Genomic DNA, 19,835 nt, shown 5'->3' with positions numbered 1-19,835 from the left:
TGGAGCACCACGCGTGAACGCGCCCCGCCCGGCCGCCGTCATCGTCCTCGCCGCTGGCGAGGGGACACGGATGAAGTCCTCGACACCCAAGGTCCTGCACCGCATCGGCGGGACGACGCTGCTCGGCCATGCCGTCCGCGCCGCCCGTGCCACCCAGGCCGAGCACGTCTCGGTCGTGGTCCGGCACGAGCGCGAGCGGGTCGTCGAGTTCTGCACGGCCTTCGACCCCGGGCTCGTCATCGCCGATCAGGACGACGTCAAGGGCACCGGGCGCGCCGTCGAGTGCGGTCTCGACGCACTGCCCCCCGGCCTCTCCGGGACGGTGCTCGTCTCCTACGGCGACGTGCCGCTCCTCACCGGCGACACCCTCGTCGCGCTCACCGAGGCGCACACCGCGTCGGGCAGCGCCGTGTCGGTCATCACGGCGCATCTGGACGACCCCACCGGGTACGGGCGCGTCGTCCGGGACCCCGACGGGCACGTCGCGCGGATCGTCGAGCAGAAGGACGCCACCGACGAGGAGCGCGCGCTCACCGAGATCAACTCCGGCATCTACGCCTTCGACGCCGACCTGCTGCGCGAGGCGCTGGCCCGGGTGGGCACCGACAACGCCCAGGGCGAGAAGTACCTCACCGACGTCGTGCAGATCGCCCGGGCGGCCGGCCGGGCCGTCACCGCCCACGTCGTCGAGGACCGCTGGCAGACCGAGGGGGTCAACGACCGGGTCCAGCTGGCGACCCTCGGCGCCGAGCTCAACCGGCGGGTGTGCGAGCGGCACATGCGCGCCGGCGTGACGATCGTCGACCCCGCGACGACCTGGATCGACGTCGACGTGTCGATCGGGCGGGACGCCACGGTGCTGCCCGGCACCCAGCTGCTCGGGGCGACGAGCATCGGCGACGAGGCCGTCATCGGGCCCGAGGTCACCCTCACCGACACCGAGGTCGGCGACCGCGCCGAGGTGCAGCGCGCCGTCGCGAACCTCGCGGTCGTGGGGCCCGGCGCCACCGTGGGCCCGTACTCGTACCTGCGGCCCGGCACGCGGCTCGGCGCGAGCGGCAAGATCGGCGGGTTCGTCGAGACCAAGAACGCCGAGATCGGCGACGGGGCCAAGGTGCCCCACCTCACCTACGCCGGGGACGTGACCATCGGCGAGGGCGCCAACATCGGGGCCGGCACGATCTTCGCCAACTACGACGGTGTCGCCAAGCACCACTCGACGATCGGGGCGCACAGCTTCGTCGGGTCCCAGAGCGTCGTCGTCAGCCCGGTCACGGTGGCTGACGGGGCGTACGTGGCGGCCGGCAGCACCCTGACCCAGGACGTCGAGCCCGGCCAGATCGCCGTCGCGCGCGGCCGCCAGCGCAACATCGACGGCTGGGTGGCGCGCGCCCGGGCCGGCACGAGCACCGCCGAGGCCGCGGAGCGCGCCGCGGCCGCACCCACCCGCAGCGACGAGACCCCCGCGAAGGACACCGACCGGTGAGCAACAGCACCCGACCCCCCTCGGCCAACATCCGGAAGCGGCCGAAGAAACAGCTCATGGTCTTCTCCGGGCGCGCCAACCCCGGGCTCGCGCAGGAGGTCGCCAAGCAGCTGGGCACCGAGCTCGTGCCGACGAGCGCCTACGACTTCGCCAACGGCGAGATCTACGTGCGGTTCGAGGAGTCGGTGCGCGGCTCGGACGCGTTCGTCATCCAGAGCCACACGAGCCCGATCAACGAGAACATCATGGAGCACCTGCTCATGGTGGACGCGCTGAAGCGGGCCAGCGCCAAGCGGATCACCGTCGTCATGCCGTTCTACGGGTACGCGCGCCAGGACAAGAAGCACCGGGGGCGTGAGCCGATCAGCGCCCGCCTCATGGCGGACCTGTTCAAGAGTGCGGGGGCCGACCGGCTCATCTGCGTCGACCTGCACACCGACCAGATCCAGGGGTTCTTCGACGGCCCGGTCGACCACCTCATGGCCATCCCGGTGCTCAGCGAGTACGTCGCGCAGCGCTACGGCGGCCAGGACCTCGCGGTCGTCTCGCCGGACGCCGGCCGGATCAAGGTCGCCGAGCAGTGGTCGAAGCGGCTCGGCGGCGTCCCGCTCGCGTTCATCCACAAGACCCGCGACATCAACCGCCCGAACGAGATGGTCGCCAACCGCGTCGTCGGTGAGGTCGCGGGCCGGGTCTGCATCCTCGTCGACGACATGATCGACACGGCGGGCACCATCACGAAGGCCGCGGACGCGCTGATGGCCGACGGGGCCAAGGACGTCGTCATCGCGGCGACCCACGCGATCCTGTCCGAGCCGGCGGTCGAGCGGCTCACGGCGTGCGCCGCGCGCGAGGTCATCGTGACGAACACCCTGCCGATCCCCCCGGAGACCGAGTTCGACGGCTTCACGGTGCTCTCGATCGCGCCGCTCATCAGCGCCGCGGTCAAGGAGGTCTTCGAGGACGGCTCGGTGACGAGCCTCTTCGCCGGCCGCGCCTGAACCGACCGACAGGTCACGCCAGGTACGGGTCGGGCGGGCCAGCCGTCCCGGGATCGACCAATAGGTCACGCCAGGTTCGGGCCGGATTCGGAGCCGGGTGCCCCTGGATCGACCGATAGGTCACGCCAGGTACGGGCTCAGGCGGACCCGGCCTTGCGGGCCCGGTAGGCGGCGACGTTCGCCTTGGTGCCGCAGGTGCCGTCGCAGAACTTGCGGGACCGGTTGCGGGACAGGTCGACGTACACGTCGTCGCAGTCGTCGGCCGAGCACACCGCGAGCCGCTCCTGCTCCCCGCTGCGGATGACGTCGACCATCGCCATCGCGAGCTCGACGGCGACCCGGTCGGCGAAGGGCGCGTCGTCGTCGGTGGCGTGGATGTGCCAGCCGAAGTCGTCGTGCTCGACGAGGCGGGGGAGGGCGCGGCCCTCGGCCAGCAGCGAGTTGACCTCGGCCACCTGGTCCTCGATCGGGGCCCCCCACACGTGGGCGATCCGCCGACGAACCCGGTGCAGGTGCGCGACGTCCCGCGCCGAGGTGGGACGGCCGCCGCTCCAACCCCATTCCTCCATCCAGGCGAGGACGGCGTCGAGGTCGGGGAGGTCCTCGATGCCGCTCGACCCGTGGCCGCGGCCGGTGTTGACCAGCGCCGCAGCATGGCGCAGCACGACATCTGTGTCATGGGTGAAAACCATCTTGACTCCTGACAGGGATGGCCCGTAGTGTCAGGACCAACGTAGCAGTTCACTCATTACATGCGCAGCCGCCGCACGGCGGGCGCATGACGCGGAGCGGAGGAGGTCGTGATGGTCGAGGCGATGCGCCGGCATGTCGGAGTGGGGCTGATGGCCCTGCTCCTCAGCAGCGCCGCGTTCGGGACCTCGGGCCCGTTCGCGAAGTCCCTCATCGGGGCCGGCTGGTCCCCGGGCGCCGTCGTCCTCATCCGCATCGCCGGTGCCGCGGCGATCCTCCTGCCGTGGGCGCTGTGGTCCTCCCGGGCCAACCTGCGGGGCCTCGTCCGGGAGCTGCCGCTCGCCGCCATGTACGGCTGCCTGGCCGTCGCCGCCGCCCAGCTCGGCTACTTCCAGGCCGTCGAGCGGCTCACCGTGGGGGTCGCCCTCCTCATCGAGTACCTCGGCATCGTCCTGGTCGTCCTGTGGATCTGGTTCCTCACCCGGCGGGCGCCGCACGGGCTCACCGGGGTCGGCGTCGTCCTGGCCATCGCGGGGCTCGTGCTCGTGCTCGACGTCACCGGGCAGACGACTCCAGACCTCGTCGGCGTCGCCTGGGGCCTCCTGGCCGCGACCGGGCTGGCCGGGCACTACGTGCTCGCCGCCCGCGAGACGGCCCTGCCGCCCATCACCTTCGCCGCGCTCGGGCTCACCGCGGGCGGCGCCGTCCTCGCGCTCCTCGGCGCCACCGGCGTCATCACGATGCGCACCGGGGCCGACCAGGTGCTCGTCGCCGGCCACGACGTCCCCGCCTGGGCCGCACTGGTCGAGCTCATCGTCATCGCCGCGGCCGTCGCGTACGTCCTCGGGGTGCTCGGCGCACGCCACCTCGGCTCGACCCTGGCGTCCTTCGTCGGGCTCACCGAGGTGCTGTTCGCGGTGCTCATCGCGTGGCTCGTCCTCGGCGAGCTCCCCGGCCCGTGGCAGCTCGTCGGCGGTGTCGTCATCCTCGGCGGGATCATCGCCGTCCGGCTCGGTGACCGCCAGGACGCCCGGCGCGCGAAGCGGGACGTCGACATCGATTTCGACGTACCGTCGCCCGTCGCCTAGACTCGCGGGGTTGCCTCGGCGAGGGACGTCGCATCGGACGCAGGTGTCCGATGCCGTGGACACCGCTCCACGACACCTCCGTGATCGACGCTGGCGGCGCGCTGACCCCCGGGTCCGCGGGCCGTTCGCGCGCCGGTTCGGTGCCACGTCCCGCGTCGAGGACCGACGACCGTCCGTTCCAGACCCACCCCAGGAGCCCCCCAGTGTCCGACGTCACCAAGCTCGCCGCCGAGCAGCGCACCCAGTTCGGCAAGGGCGCCGCGCGCAAGATCCGCCGCGCCGACAAGATCCCCGCCGTCATGTACGGCCACGGCACCGACCCGGTGCACATCACCCTGCCGGGCCACGAGGCGATGCTCGCCCTCAAGCACACCAACGCCCTCCTCACCCTCGTCATCGACGGCAAGGAGCACCTCGCGCTCGCGAAGGACGTCCAGCGCGACCCGATCAAGCCGGTCATCGAGCACGTCGACCTCGTCGTCGTCCGCAAGGGCGAGAAGGTCACCGTCGAGGTCGGCGTCCACCTCGAGGGCGACGCCGCCCCCGAGACGGTCGTCACGCTGTCGCAGTCGAGCCTCGAGCTCGAGGTGCTGGCCACCGACATCCCCGAGTGGGTCACCATCTCGGTCGAGGGCGCCGAGGTCGGCACCCAGATCCACGCCGGCGAGGTCACGCTGCCCGAGGGCGCCACGCTGCTCACCGACCCCGAGTACCTGGTCGTCAACGTCACCCAGCAGCAGTCGCAGGAGGACCTCGAGGCCGAGCTCGAGGAGGCCGAGGCCGAGGCCGGCATCGAGCGCGAGGAGTCCGAGGAGGAGTCCGGCGAGGAGTCGGCCGAGGGCGCCGCGTCCGAGACCGCCGAGGGCGGCTCCACCGACGAGTCCTGAGCCCGAACGCTCCACGACGGGGCCCGGTCCGCGACGGACCGGGCCCCGTCGGCGTCCCCGGGCAACTGGCATGATCGACGCCGTGACCGACACCACCCCCTGGCTCGTCGTCGGGCTCGGCAACCCGGGCCCGCGGTACGCGGGCAACCGCCACAACGTCGGCGCGATCGTCGTCGACGAGCTCGCCGAGCGTGCCGGGGTCTCGCTGCGGACGCACAAGGCCAGGGCCGTCGCGGCCCAGCTGCGCATCGGCACCGGGCCCGGCGGGGTCCCCGGCCCCCCGGCCGTCATCGCCGTGCCGTCGTCGTACATGAACGAGTCCGGCGGGCCCGTCAAGGCCCTGCTGTCGTTCTTCTCCGTTCCCGTCGAGCGCCTCGTCGTCGTCCACGACGAGCTCGACATCGACGCCGGCGTCGTCCGGCTCAAGCGCGGCGGCGGCGAAGGCGGCCACAACGGCCTGCGGTCCATCACCTCCTCGCTCGGCACCAAGGACTACCACCGGGTCCGCGTCGGCATCGGCCGCCCGCCCGGCCGGATGGAGGCCGCCGACTACGTCCTGCGCGACTTCTCGCCGACCGAGCGCAAGGAGCTGCCGTTCCTCGTCGGCGACGCCGCGGACGCGGTCGAGCAGCTCGTCACCGTCGGGCTCCTCGACGCCCAGCAGCGGGTCCACGCGCCCCGCTGATCTCCGGCGCATCGGGCGCATCGGGCGCACCGGGCGCAGCGGGCGCCTCGCGGCCGGAGGCGACGGCGTCGGGGACCGTTCGGCCATCCTTGGTCGTGGTGCCATGGCGTCCGGCCCGGCGCGGGTTACCGTGGGGCGTCCCGTGCCCTGACCCCTGGAGGCCCTGCCATGACCCTGCTCGACGCGGTGCGCATCGCACGGCGCTTCTGGGTCACGATCGCCGTGTGTGTGCTCGTGGGGCTCGCGCTCGGCGCCGGGTACGCCGCCAGCCAGCCCCGCCTGTACACCGCCTCCTCGGAGGCCTACGTGCAGATCGAGGGCGCCGGGCGCTCCGTCTCGGAGGTCTCGGTCGGCAACAACGTCGCCAGCGCCAAGGCCGCCGCGTACGCCCCCCTGACCCGTAGCGGCATGGTCGCGGACCGGGTCATCGAGGAGCTCGGGCTCGACGCGACGCCCTCGGCGATCGCCGGCTCCATCTCGTACGCCACCGAGGCCGACAGCCCCCGGATCCAGGTGTTCGCGACGTCGACGTCGCCGCGCAGCGCCAAGGACATCGCCGACGCCGTCGTCGGCGCGACCGCCGAGGTCGCCTCCATCGTCGAGAACGGCGGCGAGGGCACCGCGGCCACGGTCGTGCGCCTCATCCCCGTCACGACCGCGGTCCTCCCCACCCGCCCGTCCTCGCCCGACGTGGTCCGGCTGGTCGGCATGGGTCTTGTCGGCGGCGCGGTGCTCGCGTACCTCGTCGTCGTCGCCCGGCTGCGCCTCGACACGCGCATCCGCCGGCCCGACGACGTCACCGGCCTCACCGACCACGGCCTCATCGGCACCATCCCGCGGTCCCGCGACCTGCGCCAGCGGCTCCACTCGGCCGGCCTGCTCAGCGGGGCGGTGGGTGAGGCACTGCGCCACCTGCGGACCAACCTCGTGTTCGCCGACCCCGACCACGCACCGCGCAGCGTCGTCGTGACGAGCCCCCAGCCCGGTGAGGGCAAGTCCACCGTCTCCGCCCTCCTCGCCCGCAGCCTCGCGCTGCGGGGCGAGAAGGTGGTCCTCGTCGACGGCGACCTCCGCCGCCCGATGGTGGCCAAGCTCTTCGACATCTCGACCGGCATCGGCCTCACCCAGGTTCTCTCGGGGTCCGTGCCGCTGCGCGAGGCCATCGTCGAGACCGACACCCCGAACCTCCACGTGCTGCCCGCCGGCCGCATCCCGCACAACCCGAGCGAGGTCGTCGGGTCCGACCGGATGCGCCAGATGCTCGACCACCTGAGCAAGAGCCACGTCGTCGTCGTCGACGCCCCGCCGACCCTCCCGGTCACCGACGCCCTCATCCTGGCGCAGCGCGTCGACGGCGTCATCGTCGTCACCCTCATGGGGCGGACGCGCAAGGAACAGCTCGCCCGGGCCCTGCACCTGGCGGCCGGCGTCAACGCCCGGGTGCTCGGCGTCGTCCTCAACGGCATCCCGCAGGGCCGCGCGGCCGGGGTCTACGGGTACGAGACCTACGGCTACGAGTCGCACCACCGCAAGTCCCGCTGGCCGAAGGTGTTCAAGCGGCCCGCGCGGTCCGCCCCGGGGCTGCGGGCCCAGGTCGCGCCGACGACGGCCGAGGCCGCCCCGGTGACGGACGTCGACCTCGAGCTGCGGCCCGCCGCCAAGCCCGCCTCGAGGCCCGCCCCCGTGAGCCCGCGTCCGGCCAAGGCCCGCGCGCGCTGACGCCGCGGCACCCGGTCGGGGCTGTCGGTCGCGACGACTACCCTTGAGCACGACATGCCCACGTTCTCCTCGCTGCGCTCCCGCGTCGCCGCGCTCCCCGGTCTCGCCCGCCTCACCGACGACCTCGCCGTCCCCTCGGCCGAGGTCGAGGCGTCGTGCCCGCCCGGTGCCCGGCACGCCGTCGTCGCCGCCCTCGCCCCCCGCCCGTCGGGCGCCCCGATCCTCGCCGTCACCGCCACCGGGCGTGAGGCCGAGGACCTGCAGTCCGCGCTCGCGGCCTCCCTCGGGCCCGACGCCGTCGGCCTGTTCCCGTCCTGGGAGACGCTGCCGCACGAGCGGCTGAGCCCGCGCAGCGACACCGTCGGCCAGCGGCTCTCGGTGCTGCGCCGGCTGGCCCACCCCGACGCCGGTGACGCGTCGCACGGCCCCCTGGCCGTGGTCGTGGCCCCGGTGCGTGCCGTCCTCCAGCCGATCGCCAAGGGCCTCGGCGACCTGCGTCCCGTGGCCCTGGCCGCCGGCGACGAGGCTCCCCTGGAGCGCGTCGTCGAGGACCTCGCCGCGGCCGCCTACGCGCGGGTCGACCTCGTCGAGCGGCGGGGCGAGTTCGCCGTGCGGGGCGGCATCCTCGACGTCTTCCCGCCCACCGAGGAGCACCCGCTCCGGCTCGAGTTCTGGGGCGACACCGTCGAGGAGATCCGCTGGTTCAAGGTGGCCGACCAGCGCTCCCTCGAGGTCGCCGACCACGGGCTCTGGGCCCCACCGTGCCGCGAGCTGCTCCTCACGCCGGCGGTCCGCGAGCGCGCGGCCGCCCTCGCCGACCAGCTGCCCGGGGTCGCCGACATCCTCGACAAGCTCGCCCACGGCATCGCGGTCGAGGGCATGGAGTCGCTCGCCCCGGCCCTCGTCGACGGCATGCAGACCCTGCTCGACGTGCTCCCGCCCGACGCGGTGCTCGTCGCCTGCGACCCCGAGCGGGTCCGCACCCGGGCGCACGACCTCGTCTCGACGAGCGAGGAGTTCCTGCAGGCCGGCTGGGCCAACGCCGCCAGCGGCAACGCCGTGCCCGTCGACCTCGAGGCCGTGCTCGGGACCGCCTCGTTCCGCTCCATCGCCGAGCTGCGTCAGCAGGCCCGCGAGCTCGGGGTCCGCTGGCTCGACCTCACCCCGTTCACCGGTGACGGCGACGACGACACCGTCGACCTCGGACTCACCGTGTCGCCGACGTTCCGCGGCAGCACCGAGGACGCCGTCGCCGAGCTGCGCCGCCTCGTCGCCGACGACTGGGCCGTCCTGGTCGCCACCGAGGGGCACGGGCTCGCCAAGCGGGTCGCCGAGGTCCTGGCCGAGCACGAGGTCGCGGCCCGGCTCGACCCCGAGGACGCCGACGCCGTCCCGGGGGTCGTTACCGTCACCACCGGCGCCGTCGGCAACGGGTTCCTCGTCCCCGGCACCCGGTTCGCCCTCGTCACCGAGACCGACCTCACGGGGTCGGCCGGCGGGTCGGGCACGTCCACCAAGGACATGCGGCGGATGCCGTCCAAGCGCCGCAACCAGGTCGACCCGCTCCAGCTGCGCCCCGGTGACTTCGTCGTCCACGAGCAGCACGGTGTCGGCCGCTTCGTCGAGATGATGCAGCGCACCGTCCAGGGCGCGACGCGCGAGTACCTCGTGCTCGAGTACGCGGCGTCCAAGCGCGGCCAGCCGGGCGACCGGCTGTACGTTCCCACCGACCAGCTCGACCAGGTGACCCGCTACGTCGGCGGCGAGCAGCCCACCCTCAACAAGATGGGCGGCTCCGACTGGCAGCAGACCAAGGGCCGGGCCCGCCGGTACGTCCGGCAGATCGCCGCCGAGCTCATCCGGCTGTACTCGGCGCGGATGGCGAGCAAGGGGCACGCGTTCGCCGGCGACACCCCGTGGCAGCGCGAGCTCGAGGACGCGTTCGCGCACGTCGAGACCCCCGACCAGCTGGTCACCATCGACGAGGTCAAGGCCGACATGGAGCGCGAGGTCCCGATGGACCGGCTCGTCTGCGGTGACGTCGGCTACGGCAAGACCGAGATCGCGGTGCGGGCGGCGTTCAAGGCGATCCAGGACGGCAAGCAGGTGGCGGTGCTCTGCCCGACGACGCTGCTCGTCCAGCAGCACCAGAACACCTTCGCCGAGCGGTACGCCGGCTTCCCGGTCACGGTGCGGTCGCTGTCGCGGTTCCAGACCGAGACCGAGGCCAAGGCCGTCCTCGCCGGGCTCGCCGACGGGTCCGTCGACCTCGTCATCGGCACCCACCGGATCCTGTCCAAGGAGGTCCGCTTCAAGGACCTCGGGCTCGTCGTCATCGACGAGGAGCAGCGCTTCGGCGTCGAGCACAAGGAGCAGCTCAAGGCGCTGCGCACCTCGGTCGACGTCCTCGCGATGTCGGCGACGCCCATCCCGCGCACCCTCGAGATGGCGGTCACCGGCATCCGCGAGATGTCGACCCTCGCCACCCCGCCCGAGGAACGGCACCCCGTCCTCACCTACGTCGGGGCCTACGACGAGAAGACCGTCACGGCCGCCGTCCGGCGCGAGCTGCTGCGTGAGGGGCAGGTCTTCCTCGTCCACAACAAGGTGTCCACGATCGAGAAGGCGGCCGCCCGGCTGCGCGAGCTCGTCCCGGAGGCCCGGGTCGCGACCGCGCACGGGAAGATGGGCGAGCACAAGCTGGAGCAGGTCGTCGTCGACTTCTGGGAGAAGCGTTTCGACGTGCTCGTGTGCACGACGATCGTCGAGACGGGCCTCGACATCAGCAACGCGAACACCCTCATCGTCGAGCGGGCCGACCGGCTCGGCCTCTCGCAGCTGCACCAGCTGCGGGGCCGCGTCGGGCGCGGGCGCGAGCGGGCGTACTCGTACTTCCTCTACCCGCCCGAGACGCCCCTCACCGAGACCGCCCTCGACCGTCTCCAGACGATCGCGAGCAACACCGACCTCGGGTCCGGGATGCAGGTCGCGATGAAGGACCTCGAGATCCGCGGCGCCGGCAACCTGCTCGGCGGTGAGCAGTCCGGCCACATCGCCGGGGTCGGGTTCGACCTGTACGTCCGGCTCGTCGGTGAGGCGGTGGCGTCCTTCCGGGGCGACGGCGAGGAGGCGCCCGCCGAGATCAAGATCGAGCTGCCCGTCGACGCGCACCTGCCGCACGACTACATCCCCCATGAGCGGCTGCGCCTCGAGATGTACAAGAAGCTGGCGGCGGTCGTCGACGAGCAGCAGCTCGCCGAGATCGAGGGCGAGCTCGTCGACCGCTACGGCACCGTTCCCGAGCCGGTCCGCAACCTCCTCGAGGTGGCCCGGCTCCGCACCGTCGCCCGGGCCGCCGGGATCGCCGACATCAGCGTGCAGGGCCAGCACGTGCGCTTCGGCCCGGTCGAGCTGCGTGAGAGCCAGCAGCTGCGGCTCAACCGGCTCCACCCGAAGTCGATCCTCAAGCCGGCCACCGGCGCGATGCTCGTCCCGGCGCCCAAGACCGCGCTCGTCGGTGGCAGGCCGCTGCGGGACCGTGACATCCTCGACTGGGCCGCGCAGGTCGTCCGCACCGTCGTCATGGACAATGTCGGTGAGGCCGCTCGTGCGGCGACCGCCCCCGCCGGGGCGACCCGATCCTGAAAGGACTGCTCGTGACCCTCACGGTTCGCCGCGCCAGCGCGGCGCTCGCCCTCGGAGTCGCCCTCGCGACGGCCGGCTGCGGCTCGATCGAGGCCAACCGCGCGGCCACGGTCGACGGACGCGTCATCACCGAGACCGAGGTCCACACGGCCCAGTCCGAGATCAACGAGGCCTACCCCCAGGCGAACCTCGTGGCATCCGACGTCCTGACCCGGCTCATCCGGGCGCCGTACATCCTCGACCTCGCCGCCGAGCAGGGCGCGCCGCTGTCGGTGTCGGTGGCCGAGGCCGCCTTCCCCGGCAAGGACCCCTCGCCCGTCACCATCGAGGTGCTGCGCGCCGAGCTCGCGGCCCAGAACCTGCAGCAGTCCGGGGTCGAGATCCCGGTCCAGACGTTCGCGGACCTCCAGGTCGACGTCAACCCGCGGTACGGCGAGTTCGACCCGCAGACGGCCAGCCTCGCCACCACCCTGCCGGAGTGGGTCACCCCCTTCAGCGCCGACCAGTGACCGCCGGCCGGCTCGGGCTGCTCGTCACCTCCCCCCGGGTCGCGCCGGGGCTGCTGTCGTCCTCCGCCTGGTCGGCCGTGACCGGCGCCGACCGGCTGCTGGCGCGGGCGGCGGACGAGCCGCTCGTCGAGGCCCTCGCCGACGCCGGCCTCGCCGTCGAGTGCATCGGCGACCTCGCGCCGGCCGCGCTCGCCCGCACCCTGGTCGACCTGGCGGCCGGTGCCGCCGTGGTCTGGCTGGGCTCGGCGGACGCCGACCCCGGCCTGTCCGACGCGATCGCGTCGGAGGTGTCACGCCTGGAGTCGCCGCCCGACGTCGAGCTCGTCGTCGGCTCGTGGGACGTCCAGGGTGGCCGGCTGCTCGACGTCGTCGCGGCGATGGACCGGCTGCGCTCGCCCGGCGGCTGCCCGTGGGACGCCGAGCAGACCCACACCTCGCTCGCGCCGTACCTCGTCGAGGAGACGCACGAGGTGCTCGAGGCCATCGCCGGGGGAGACCTGCGAGCCGTGGCCGAGGAGCTTGGTGACGTCCTGCTCCAGGTCGTCTTCCACGCGCGGGTCGCCGAGGAGGCCGAGGACGGGTTCGACATCGACACCGTCGCCGGGCTGCTCGTCGACAAGCTCGTCCGGCGCCACCCGCACGTCTTCGCCGACGGCGACGCGGCGACGCCGGCACAGGTCGAGCAGGAGTGGGAGCGGATCAAGGCGCAGGAGAAGGAGGCCGATGGCGCCGGGGGCGCCGACGACCTCCTGCACGGGATCCCCCCGAGCCTGCCGCCGGAGCTGGCGGCCAACAAGGTCCTCGCGCGGGCCCGCCGCCGAGGGGTCGTCCTCGACCAGGCGACGCTTACCGCCCTCGACGCAGCCCGGGCCGACCTGGCCGCCGCGCAGGACCGGGTCCGCTCCGTCCTCCACGCCCTCACCACCCGCGACCCCGGCCGCGCCGCTCGCCCCTCCCCCTGACCTCTGCCGACGTCTCAGGCCCCCGCCCGCCCGACCCGCCCTTTTCGGGCTCTTCCCGGTTGAGGGGCTAGACGGCGGACGGCTGGAGCGCGGAGGGGGGTGGGCGCGTCGGTGCCCGGGTAGAGGTCGAGGCCTCCCGAGGATGGGAGCGCCGACACTGCCCACCTGGCTAGGCCGGCTTGCGGACGAGGGCCTCGAGTACGCTCAAACGGCCCTCGTCCGCACTCCGGGCCGCGTTGATCTGAGATTCCCCAATCCGTTCGCCCATGAGCGTCTGCAGCCCCAGCGGCGGCAGCCCGTGTTCCTCCAACCGCCGGCGGTTCTCCCGCAGGTCCGGCAGGACCTCCTGCGTCTTGTCCCGAAAGATCACGATCTCGAACCCTGCGGTGAGAACTTGCTCCCGTGTCTCCTCGGGCGAACACAAGAAGCTCGTGCCCGGCCCTGCCGCCCAGGGCAGCGGGTAGTCGGGCTCGCCTTTCGGCCCGGCTCCGTAGTGGGAGAATGCGAACACCGCCCCGGGGCGAAGCACACGAAACGCCTCGGCATAGAAGCGCCGTTTGTCCTCGATGTTCATCGCCACGTTCTCGGAATAGGCTCGGTCGAACCCATCGTCCTCGAAGGGCAGATCGGTCGCGCTGCCCTCCACCACGCGCACGCGATCCGAGAGGCCGGTCGCGGCATTCAGCTCCTCCGCCGCGCGGCAGAACTCCGGCGTCAGGTCGAGCGAGGTCACGTGGCAACCGAAGTGCGTCGCGGTCCACCGCGCCGGTCCGCCGATCCCGCCGCCGATGTCGAGGATGCGCTCGCCGGAGAGGGGTTCGAGGAGCGCTACCGTCTCCTTTGTCGCCTTCAGCCCCCGGCCGTGGAAGTGGTCGAGTGGGGCGAGCGCGTCGGGCGTGATCGGGCCCGCCTCGCTGCCTCCTGCCGCCCTGAGCGCAGCGAGGATGCGGGCTGCGATGCCCTCGCTGGCGTAGTGGTCTTGGACCGTGTTACCGGCTGCGGTCATGTTTCGTTCTCCTCCCGAGCCGCCCGCGGTCGATGGCTTGAGGGGTTCGTATGACATTCCCTGAGAGGCTCAAGGCTGGTCAGGAAGACCGTGACGTGCCTGACGCTACCTTCGCGACCCCTGATGTGACGACGTTCTGCCGCCTCGACGAGCTGGGTCTGGTGGTGGTCGGCCAGCGACTCCAACCGGATCGGGCGGTGCTGGCCTGCCGGGTCGCCGACGACGCGGTCGAGGAGGCGGACCGCTGGTGCCGGCGCTGCGGCTGCGAGGGTCGCCCGCGGGACACCCTCACCCGTCGCCTGGCGCACGAGCCGGTGGGCCGGCGGCCGACGACGCTGCCACGTCGGCGCGGACCCCAGCATGAGAAGTCGGGACAGCCCGGGGTGGGCGGTTGCTTGCAAGTGTGAAGATGCCTTACAGTTGCAAGCATGAACCTGACCGTCCGGGAGCGCGAGATCGTCGCCCTGCTGCGCAGCGACCCGCTGCTCGACGCCGCGGCCCTCGCCGAGCGCCTGGGGTCGACCCGCGCCGCGATCTCGGTGCACCTGTCGAACCTCACCCGCAAGGGCGTCGTCCTCGGCCGCGGCTACCTCCTGCGTCCCGAGGTCGACTCGGTCGTCGTCGTCGGTGGGGCGGTCCTCGACACCAAGCTGCGGACCCGGTGCGCGCCCGTGCTCGGGACGAGCAACCCGGGCATCGCGTCGGCCACGGTCGGCGGCGTCGGCCGGAACATCGCCGAGAACCTCGCCCGGCTCGGGTCCCCGACGGTCCTCGTGGCGGCGGTCGGCGACGACCTCGCCGGCGAGACCGTCGTGTCCCGCACCGCGGCCGCCGGGGTCGAGACCCGGCACCTCGTCGTCTCGCCCCACCCCACGGGGACGTACGCGGCCGTGCTCGACGACGGCGGCGACCTGCTCGTCGCAGTGGCCGACATGCGGGCCACCGACGAGCTGACCGTCGCCGACCTCGGGGTCGTCCCGACCCTCCTCGGCGGCGCCGAGCTGCTCGTCATCGACTGCAACCTGGCGGCCGACGTCATCCGCTGGCTCCTGGCCGCCGCCGAGACCGCCGGGGTGTCGGCCGTCCTCGACCCCGTCAGCGTCGCCAAGGCCACCGAGGCGTCGCCCGCCCTCGACGGAGGAGTCCGCGTCCACACCGTCACCCCGAACGTCGACGAGCTCGCCGCGCTCGTCGGGCAGCCCGTCGAGGACACCGCCGACGCGGTGGCCGGGGCCGCCCGGCTCCTCCACGCCCGCGGGGTCGAGCGGGTCTGGGTCCGACGCGGCACCCGCGGCAGCCTGCTGTCCGTCGCCGTGGAGGGGGCCGACCCCCGGGTGGTCCTCATCGCGGCCCCGGACGTCGACGTCGCCGACGTCACGGGCGCGGGCGATGCCATGACCGCGGGCTACGTGCATGCCGTGCTGGGCGGTGCCGACGTCCTGGAGGCGGCCCGCACCGGCCAGGTCCTGGCAGCCCTGACCTGCGCCTCGTCCGACACCGTGCGCCCCGACCTCACCGCCGCCCTCGTCGCGGCCCATCTGACCCCCACCACCCCCCTGACCGAGGAGCTGTCCCCATGACCACGTCCCCCCGACCGCCGCACCCCGCGCTCGCCCTCGCCCCCGAGGTCGCCGCCGCGCTGGCCGACGGGCGACCCGTCGTCGCGCTCGAGTCGACCATCATCAGCCACGGCATGCCCTACCCGCACAACGTCGCGATGGCGCGCGAGGTCGAGGGCATCGTGCGCGACGGCGGGGCGGTGCCGGCGACCATCGCCATCCTCGACGGACGCCCCACGGTCGGCCTCGCGGACGACCAGCTCGAGATGTTCGGTGCCGACACCGCGATCCGCAAGGTCAGCGTGCGCGACCTCCCGCACGTCGTCTCCACCGGGGTCCACGGCGCGACGACCGTGGCGAGCACCATGCGCATCGCCGCGCTCGCCGGGATCCGGATCTTCGTCACCGGCGGCCTCGGTGGTGTCCACCAGGGCGCCGAGACGTCGATGGACGTCTCGGCCGACCTCACCGAGCTGTCCCGCACCGAGGTCGCCGTCATCTCGGCCGGGGTGAAGTCGATCCTCGACATCGGCCGCACCCTCGAGGTTCTCGAGACCCTCGGGGTCCCGGTCGTCGGCTACGGCACGGACGAGTTCCCGTCCTTCTTCTCGCGCTCCAGCGGGCTGCCGGTGCCCATGCGCCTGGACACCCCGGAGGAGGTCGCGCGGCTCATCCGCGCCTCCGTCGACCTCGGGCTGGGCAGCGGCATCGCCATCGCCAACCCGGTGCCGGCCGAGGACGAGATGGCCCGCGCCGACATCGACGGCGTCATCGCCCGCGCCCTGGCCGACTGCGACGCCCAGGGCATCACGGGCAAGGACATCACCCCCTACCTCCTCGGCCGGATCGTCGAGCTCTCCGACGGGCGGTCGCTCGAGACGAACCTCGCCCTGGTGCGGCACAACGCCCGGGTCGGCACGGCCATCGCGGTCGCGTACGCCGGTCTCTGACGGGCCCGGCCGGCGCCGGGTCGGGGGGGCAGCCGGCTGACGGGGCGTCCGGGGAGCGGGTCGGTCGCGGGTGACGTGGGCCACCCCGGCTACGCTCGGGAGGAAACGTGTCCACGACCCCCAGGAGTTCGATGTGGCCAGCATCGAGGCAGTAGGCGCGCGCGAGATCCTCGACTCGCGCGGAAACCCCACCGTCGAGGTCGAGGTCGCCCTCGACGACGGCACCGTCGCCCGCGCGGCGGTCCCCAGCGGCGCGTCCACCGGCGCGTTCGAAGCGGTCGAGCGCCGCGACGGCGACAAGGGCCGCTACCTCGGCAAGGGCGTCGAGAAAGCCGTCGACGCCGTCATCGACGACCTCGGACCCAAGCTGCTCGGCTTCGAGGCCAGCGAGCAGCGGCTCGTCGACGCCGAGATGCTCGCCATCGACGGCAGCGCCAACAAGGAGAAGATCGGCGCCAACGCCATCCTCGGGGTGAGCCTGGCCGTCGCCCGGGCCGCCGCCGACTCCGCCGACCTGCCGTTGTTCCGCTACATCGGCGGGCCGAACGCGCACGTGCTGCCGGTGCCGATGATGAACATCCTCAACGGTGGCAGCCACGCGGACTCCAACGTCGACATCCAGGAGTTCATGATCGCGCCGATCGGCGCCGAGACCTTCCGCGAGGCCCTGCGCTGGGGCGCGGAGATCTACCACGAGCTCAAGGCCGTCCTCAAGGAGAAGGGCCTGGCCACGGGCCTCGGCGACGAGGGCGGCTTCGCGCCGAACCTCGAGTCCAACCGCGCGGCCCTCGACCTCATCGTCGAGGCCATCGGACGCGCCGGGTACACCCCGGGCGAGCAGATCGCGCTCGCGCTCGACGTCGCGGCCACCGAGTTCCACCAGGACGGCGCGTACGCCTTCGAGGGCGGCTCCAAGACCGCCGCCGAGATGGTCGACTACTACGCCGAGCTCGTCGAGGCCTACCCGCTCGTGTCCATCGAGGACCCCCTCGACGAGGAGGACTGGGACGGGTGGAAGGCGATGACCGACCGCCTCGGCGCCACGGTCCAGATCGTCGGCGACGACCTCTTCGTGACCAACCCCGAGCGCCTCGCCCGCGGTATCGGCTCGGGCACGGCCAACGCGCTGCTCGTCAAGGTCAACCAGATCGGCTCGCTCACCGAGACCCTCGACGCCGTCGACCTCGCGCACCGCAACGGCTACCGCTGCATGATGAGCCACCGCTCGGGCGAGACCGAGGACGTCACCATCGCCGACCTCGCCGTCGCCACCAACTGCGGCCAGATCAAGACCGGCGCCCCCGCGCGCTCCGAGCGCGTCGCCAAGTACAACCAGCTCCTGCGCATCGAGGAGGAGCTCGACGACGCCGCCGTGTACGCCGGCGTGGGCGCCTTCCCGCGCTTCGCCGCCCGGGCCCAGGGCTGACCCGAGGCATCTGATGGCCGGGCGCTCCACCGGACCCGCGTCGCGACCCCCGCGACGCGGGTCCGGCGCGCGCCCCGCCGCCCGGCCCGCCGGGGCCGGCTCCCGGCAGGGCGCGTCCTCCTCGCGTGGCCGCCCGTCGGCGTCCGCGGCCGCCCGGGCGGGGGCGTCGTCGACGACGGCGAGCAAGGTGGTCCGGCGGACCCGCTCGGGCTGGCCCGGCCGGGTCGGCGGCGCCGTCACCCACCGGGCCGTGCGGCGGGGGCTCGTCCTCCTGGCGATCCTGGCCTTCCTCTCGGTCCTCCTGGCGTCGTCGGTCGCGACGTGGTTCCACCAGCGTTCCGAGATCGCGGCCCTGCGCGAGGGGGTCGCGGCCCAGGAGGCCGACGTCGCCGCACTGCGGGCCGAGCGGGAGCGGTGGGAGGACCCCGCCTACGTCGAGCAGCAGGCCCGCGAGCGGCTCAAGTTCGTCCGCCCGGGTGAGCGCTCCTACACCGTCCTCGACCCGGACCCCGAGACCAGCGACACCCCGGCCGTGGCCGGGCCCGGAACCGACGAGACCGTCCCCACCCGCCCGTGGTACGACACGATGTGGGAGTCGGTGCGCACCGCCGACGCTCCCGGAGCCCGCCGGTGACGGCGGCGTCGTCGCTGCCGCCGGTGGCACCCGCCGACATCGAGGCCGTCTCGCGACAGCTCGGCCGTGAGGCCCGCGGAGTGGCCGAGGTGGCACACCGGTGTCCGTGTGGTGACCCCGACGTCGTGCGCACCGAACCCCGGCTGCCCGACGGCACCCCCTTCCCGACGTCCTTCTACGCGACGTGCCCGCGGATGACGGGCGCGATCTCCACGCTCGAGAGCCAGGGCGTCATGCGCGAGATGACCGAGCGGCTCGAGACCGACCCCGACCTGCGGGCCGCCTACGAGGCCGCCCACGCCGACTACCTCACCCGGCGCGCCGAGCTGGGCGACACCCCCGAGATCGCCGGGGTGTCCGCCGGCGGCATGCCGACGCGGGTCAAGTGCCTGCACGTCCTCGTGGCCCACGCGCTCGGCGCCGGGCCCGGGGTCAACCCGCTCGGGGACGAGGCGCTGGGGATGCTCGACCCGTGGTGGGAGTCCGCGCCCTGCTCCCAGACCCTCGCGGCGCCGGGCCAGGCGTGAGCGCACCGACCCGCCGCGTCGGCGCCGTCGACTGCGGCACGAACTCCATCCGCCTGCTCGTCGCCGACATCGACGACCGCGGGCTCCTCACCGATGTCGTCCGCCGGACGGAGGTCGTCCGGCTCGGCCAGGGCATCGACCGCACCGGCGTCATCGCTCCGGAGGCGATGGAGCGCACGCTCGCGATGTCCCGCGAGTACGCACGCCTCTGCCGCGAGCACGGCGCGGAGGCCGTGCGGTTCGTCGCCACCTCGGCCTCGCGCGACGCCCGCAACGCCGACGAGTTCGTCGCCGGCGTGGTCGAGGCGTTCGGTGATCTCGACGTGGCACCCGAGGTCGTCGCCGGCGACGTCGAGGCCGGGTTGTCGTTCACGGGAGCGACCGGCGACCTGCGGCGGCTCGGGATCGAGGGCCCGTACCTCGTCGTCGACCTCGGCGGGGGCTCCACCGAGCTCGTGCGGGGCACGCATGACGTCGAGGCCGGTCGGTCCGTCGACGTCGGCTGTGTCCGGATGACCGAACGACACCTCGCGGGGGACCCGCCGACCGACGACGAGGTCGTCGCGGCCCGGGCCGACGTGGCCGAGGCGCTCGACGCGGCGGAGCAGACGGCCGACCTGCGCGGACTCGGCGCGGTTGTGGGCCTCGCGGGCAGCATCACGACGGTCACGGCCCATGCGCTCGGGCTCGGCTCCTACGACCGCGACGCGATCCACCTGGCTCAGGTCCCGCTCGACCGGCACCGGGAGGCGTGCCGCTCGCTGCTCGGCATGTCGTCGGCGGAGCGGGGCGCGCTGCCGTTCATGCACCCGGGGCGCGTCGACGTCATCGGCGCCGGGGCCCTGGTGTGGCACGAGGTGCTCGGCCGGGTCGCGCTGCGCTCGCCGGGCGTGCGGGTCGTGACGAGCGAGCACGACATCCTCGACGGCATCGCGCTGTCGGTCGCCCGCTGACCACCGCGCCGGAGCGATGGGGACGGACCCGCGGGTGCGCTGGCGCGCCCCCGACGGGACCCGGCCACCTCACGTCGTTCGGGCGCCTCCCGACTCCCTCCGGGTGCG

Annotated in this window: 17 protein-coding genes and 1 pseudogene; 16 read left to right on the top strand and 2 right to left on the bottom strand. The window is 73.5% G+C overall.

Features of this window, described 5'->3' with window-relative positions; genetic code table 11:
* The first annotated feature begins 13 nt into the window (after window positions 1-13).
* A complete protein-coding gene (gene glmU, locus Q0963_RS10990; protein WP_299445638.1) occupies window positions 14-1,486 on the top strand; it encodes a bifunctional UDP-N-acetylglucosamine diphosphorylase/glucosamine-1-phosphate N-acetyltransferase GlmU in 1,473 nt (490 codons plus the stop codon).
* Window positions 1,483-2,487, top strand: a complete 1,005-nt coding sequence (locus Q0963_RS10985; protein ID WP_299445637.1) for a ribose-phosphate diphosphokinase — start codon at window positions 1,483-1,485, stop codon at window positions 2,485-2,487. Before glmU ends, Q0963_RS10985 begins: the two co-directional genes overlap by 4 nt.
* A 137-nt stretch (window positions 2,488-2,624) precedes the next feature.
* On the opposite strand, the gene Q0963_RS10980 is transcribed toward Q0963_RS10985, so the two are convergent.
* Window positions 2,625-3,179 carry a CGNR zinc finger domain-containing protein gene (locus Q0963_RS10980; protein WP_299445636.1) on the bottom strand — a complete coding sequence of 185 codons (555 nt, stop codon included), beginning with the start codon at window positions 3,177-3,179 and terminating at the stop codon, window positions 2,625-2,627.
* Between the two features lie 111 nt (window positions 3,180-3,290).
* Between Q0963_RS10980 and Q0963_RS10975 the strand changes: the two genes are divergently transcribed.
* The 7 genes from Q0963_RS10975 to Q0963_RS10945 all read left to right on the top strand — a co-directional run bounded on the left by Q0963_RS10975 (window position 3,291) and on the right by Q0963_RS10945 (window position 12,672).
* Entirely contained in the window at window positions 3,291-4,265 is a 975-nt protein-coding gene (locus tag Q0963_RS10975) for a DMT family transporter (protein ID WP_299445635.1), read from the top strand.
* A gap of 203 nt (window positions 4,266-4,468) precedes the next feature.
* The gene (locus Q0963_RS10970; protein ID WP_299445634.1) at window positions 4,469-5,152 is read left to right on the top strand and encodes a 50S ribosomal protein L25/general stress protein Ctc; all 684 of its coding nucleotides are present in this window, start codon (window positions 4,469-4,471) and stop codon (window positions 5,150-5,152) included.
* Between the two features lie 70 nt (window positions 5,153-5,222).
* A complete protein-coding gene (gene pth, locus Q0963_RS10965) occupies window positions 5,223-5,837 on the top strand; it encodes an aminoacyl-tRNA hydrolase (RefSeq protein ID WP_299445633.1) in 615 nt (204 codons plus the stop codon).
* 168 nt (window positions 5,838-6,005) lie between these two features.
* The gene (locus Q0963_RS10960) at window positions 6,006-7,556 is read left to right on the top strand and encodes a polysaccharide biosynthesis tyrosine autokinase (RefSeq protein WP_299445632.1); all 1,551 of its coding nucleotides are present in this window, start codon (window positions 6,006-6,008) and stop codon (window positions 7,554-7,556) included.
* Window positions 7,557-7,610: 54 nt separating this feature from the next.
* Window positions 7,611-11,201 (top strand): transcription-repair coupling factor, encoded by a 3,591-nt coding sequence (gene mfd / locus Q0963_RS10955; protein ID WP_299445631.1) that lies wholly within the window; start codon window positions 7,611-7,613, stop codon window positions 11,199-11,201.
* An 11-nt stretch (window positions 11,202-11,212) separates the two neighbouring features.
* Window positions 11,213-11,710 carry a hypothetical protein gene (locus Q0963_RS10950; protein ID WP_299445630.1) on the top strand — a complete coding sequence of 166 codons (498 nt, stop codon included), beginning with the start codon at window positions 11,213-11,215 and terminating at the stop codon, window positions 11,708-11,710.
* The gene (locus Q0963_RS10945; RefSeq protein ID WP_299445629.1) at window positions 11,680-12,672 is read left to right on the top strand and encodes a MazG family protein; all 993 of its coding nucleotides are present in this window, start codon (window positions 11,680-11,682) and stop codon (window positions 12,670-12,672) included. The genes Q0963_RS10950 and Q0963_RS10945 overlap by 31 nt, the downstream gene beginning before the upstream one ends.
* 169 nt (window positions 12,673-12,841) lie before the next feature.
* On the opposite strand, the gene Q0963_RS10940 is transcribed toward Q0963_RS10945, so the two are convergent.
* Window positions 12,842-13,678 carry a class I SAM-dependent methyltransferase gene (locus Q0963_RS10940; RefSeq protein WP_299445628.1) on the bottom strand — a complete coding sequence of 279 codons (837 nt, stop codon included), beginning with the start codon at window positions 13,676-13,678 and terminating at the stop codon, window positions 12,842-12,844.
* 95 nt (window positions 13,679-13,773) lie between these two features.
* Here Q0963_RS10940 and Q0963_RS10935 point away from each other — a divergent pair.
* The 7 genes and pseudogenes from Q0963_RS10935 to Q0963_RS10905 all read left to right on the top strand — a co-directional run.
* Window positions 13,774-14,016: pseudogene (locus Q0963_RS10935) on the top strand (ISL3 family transposase); the annotation flags it as partial.
* Window positions 14,017-14,106: 90 nt separating this feature from the next.
* On the top strand, window positions 14,107-15,258 hold the full coding sequence (locus Q0963_RS10930) for a carbohydrate kinase (RefSeq protein ID WP_299445627.1): 1,152 nt from the start codon (window positions 14,107-14,109) through the stop codon (window positions 15,256-15,258).
* Window positions 15,255-16,187 carry a pseudouridine-5'-phosphate glycosidase gene (locus tag Q0963_RS10925; RefSeq protein WP_299445626.1) on the top strand — a complete coding sequence of 311 codons (933 nt, stop codon included), beginning with the start codon at window positions 15,255-15,257 and terminating at the stop codon, window positions 16,185-16,187. The genes Q0963_RS10930 and Q0963_RS10925 overlap by 4 nt, the downstream gene beginning before the upstream one ends.
* A 133-nt stretch (window positions 16,188-16,320) precedes the next feature.
* Window positions 16,321-17,613 (top strand): phosphopyruvate hydratase, encoded by a 1,293-nt coding sequence (eno, locus tag Q0963_RS10920; protein ID WP_299445624.1) that lies wholly within the window; start codon window positions 16,321-16,323, stop codon window positions 17,611-17,613.
* A gap of 13 nt (window positions 17,614-17,626) precedes the next feature.
* A complete protein-coding gene (locus tag Q0963_RS10915) occupies window positions 17,627-18,247 on the top strand; it encodes a septum formation initiator family protein (protein WP_299445622.1) in 621 nt (206 codons plus the stop codon).
* A complete protein-coding gene (locus Q0963_RS10910; protein ID WP_299445620.1) occupies window positions 18,244-18,774 on the top strand; it encodes a DUF501 domain-containing protein in 531 nt (176 codons plus the stop codon). Before Q0963_RS10915 ends, Q0963_RS10910 begins: the two co-directional genes overlap by 4 nt.
* Window positions 18,771-19,727 carry a Ppx/GppA phosphatase family protein gene (locus Q0963_RS10905; protein ID WP_299445618.1) on the top strand — a complete coding sequence of 319 codons (957 nt, stop codon included), beginning with the start codon at window positions 18,771-18,773 and terminating at the stop codon, window positions 19,725-19,727. The genes Q0963_RS10910 and Q0963_RS10905 overlap by 4 nt, the downstream gene beginning before the upstream one ends.
* Window positions 19,728-19,835: the final 108 nt, after the last annotated feature.

It is taken from the genome of uncultured Phycicoccus sp. (assembly GCF_947495705.1).
Classification (GTDB): Bacteria; Actinomycetota; Actinomycetes; order Actinomycetales; family Dermatophilaceae; genus Phycicoccus.
The sequence above is the reverse complement of the archived record's forward strand: the minus strand, read 5'-3'. Positions and strand labels throughout refer to the sequence as shown.

What these genes read in the sequence shown, in the direction of transcription:
- Q0963_RS10980 (WP_299445636.1), bottom strand. Translation starts at nt 3,179, where the DNA reads ATGGTTTTCACCCATGACACAGATGTCGTGCTGCGCCATGCTGCGGCG.
- Q0963_RS10975 (WP_299445635.1), top strand. Translation starts at nt 3,291, where the DNA reads ATGGTCGAGGCGATGCGCCGGCATGTCGGAGTGGGGCTGATGGCCCTG.
- pth (WP_299445633.1), top strand. Translation starts at nt 5,223, where the DNA reads ATGATCGACGCCGTGACCGACACCACCCCCTGGCTCGTCGTCGGGCTC.
- Q0963_RS10960 (WP_299445632.1), top strand. Translation starts at nt 6,006, where the DNA reads ATGACCCTGCTCGACGCGGTGCGCATCGCACGGCGCTTCTGGGTCACG.
- mfd (WP_299445631.1), top strand. Translation starts at nt 7,611, where the DNA reads ATGCCCACGTTCTCCTCGCTGCGCTCCCGCGTCGCCGCGCTCCCCGGT.
- Q0963_RS10940 (WP_299445628.1), bottom strand. Translation starts at nt 13,678, where the DNA reads ATGACCGCAGCCGGTAACACGGTCCAAGACCACTACGCCAGCGAGGGC.
- Q0963_RS10930 (WP_299445627.1), top strand. Translation starts at nt 14,107, where the DNA reads ATGAACCTGACCGTCCGGGAGCGCGAGATCGTCGCCCTGCTGCGCAGC.
- Q0963_RS10925 (WP_299445626.1), top strand. Translation starts at nt 15,255, where the DNA reads ATGACCACGTCCCCCCGACCGCCGCACCCCGCGCTCGCCCTCGCCCCC.
- Q0963_RS10915 (WP_299445622.1), top strand. Translation starts at nt 17,627, where the DNA reads ATGGCCGGGCGCTCCACCGGACCCGCGTCGCGACCCCCGCGACGCGGG.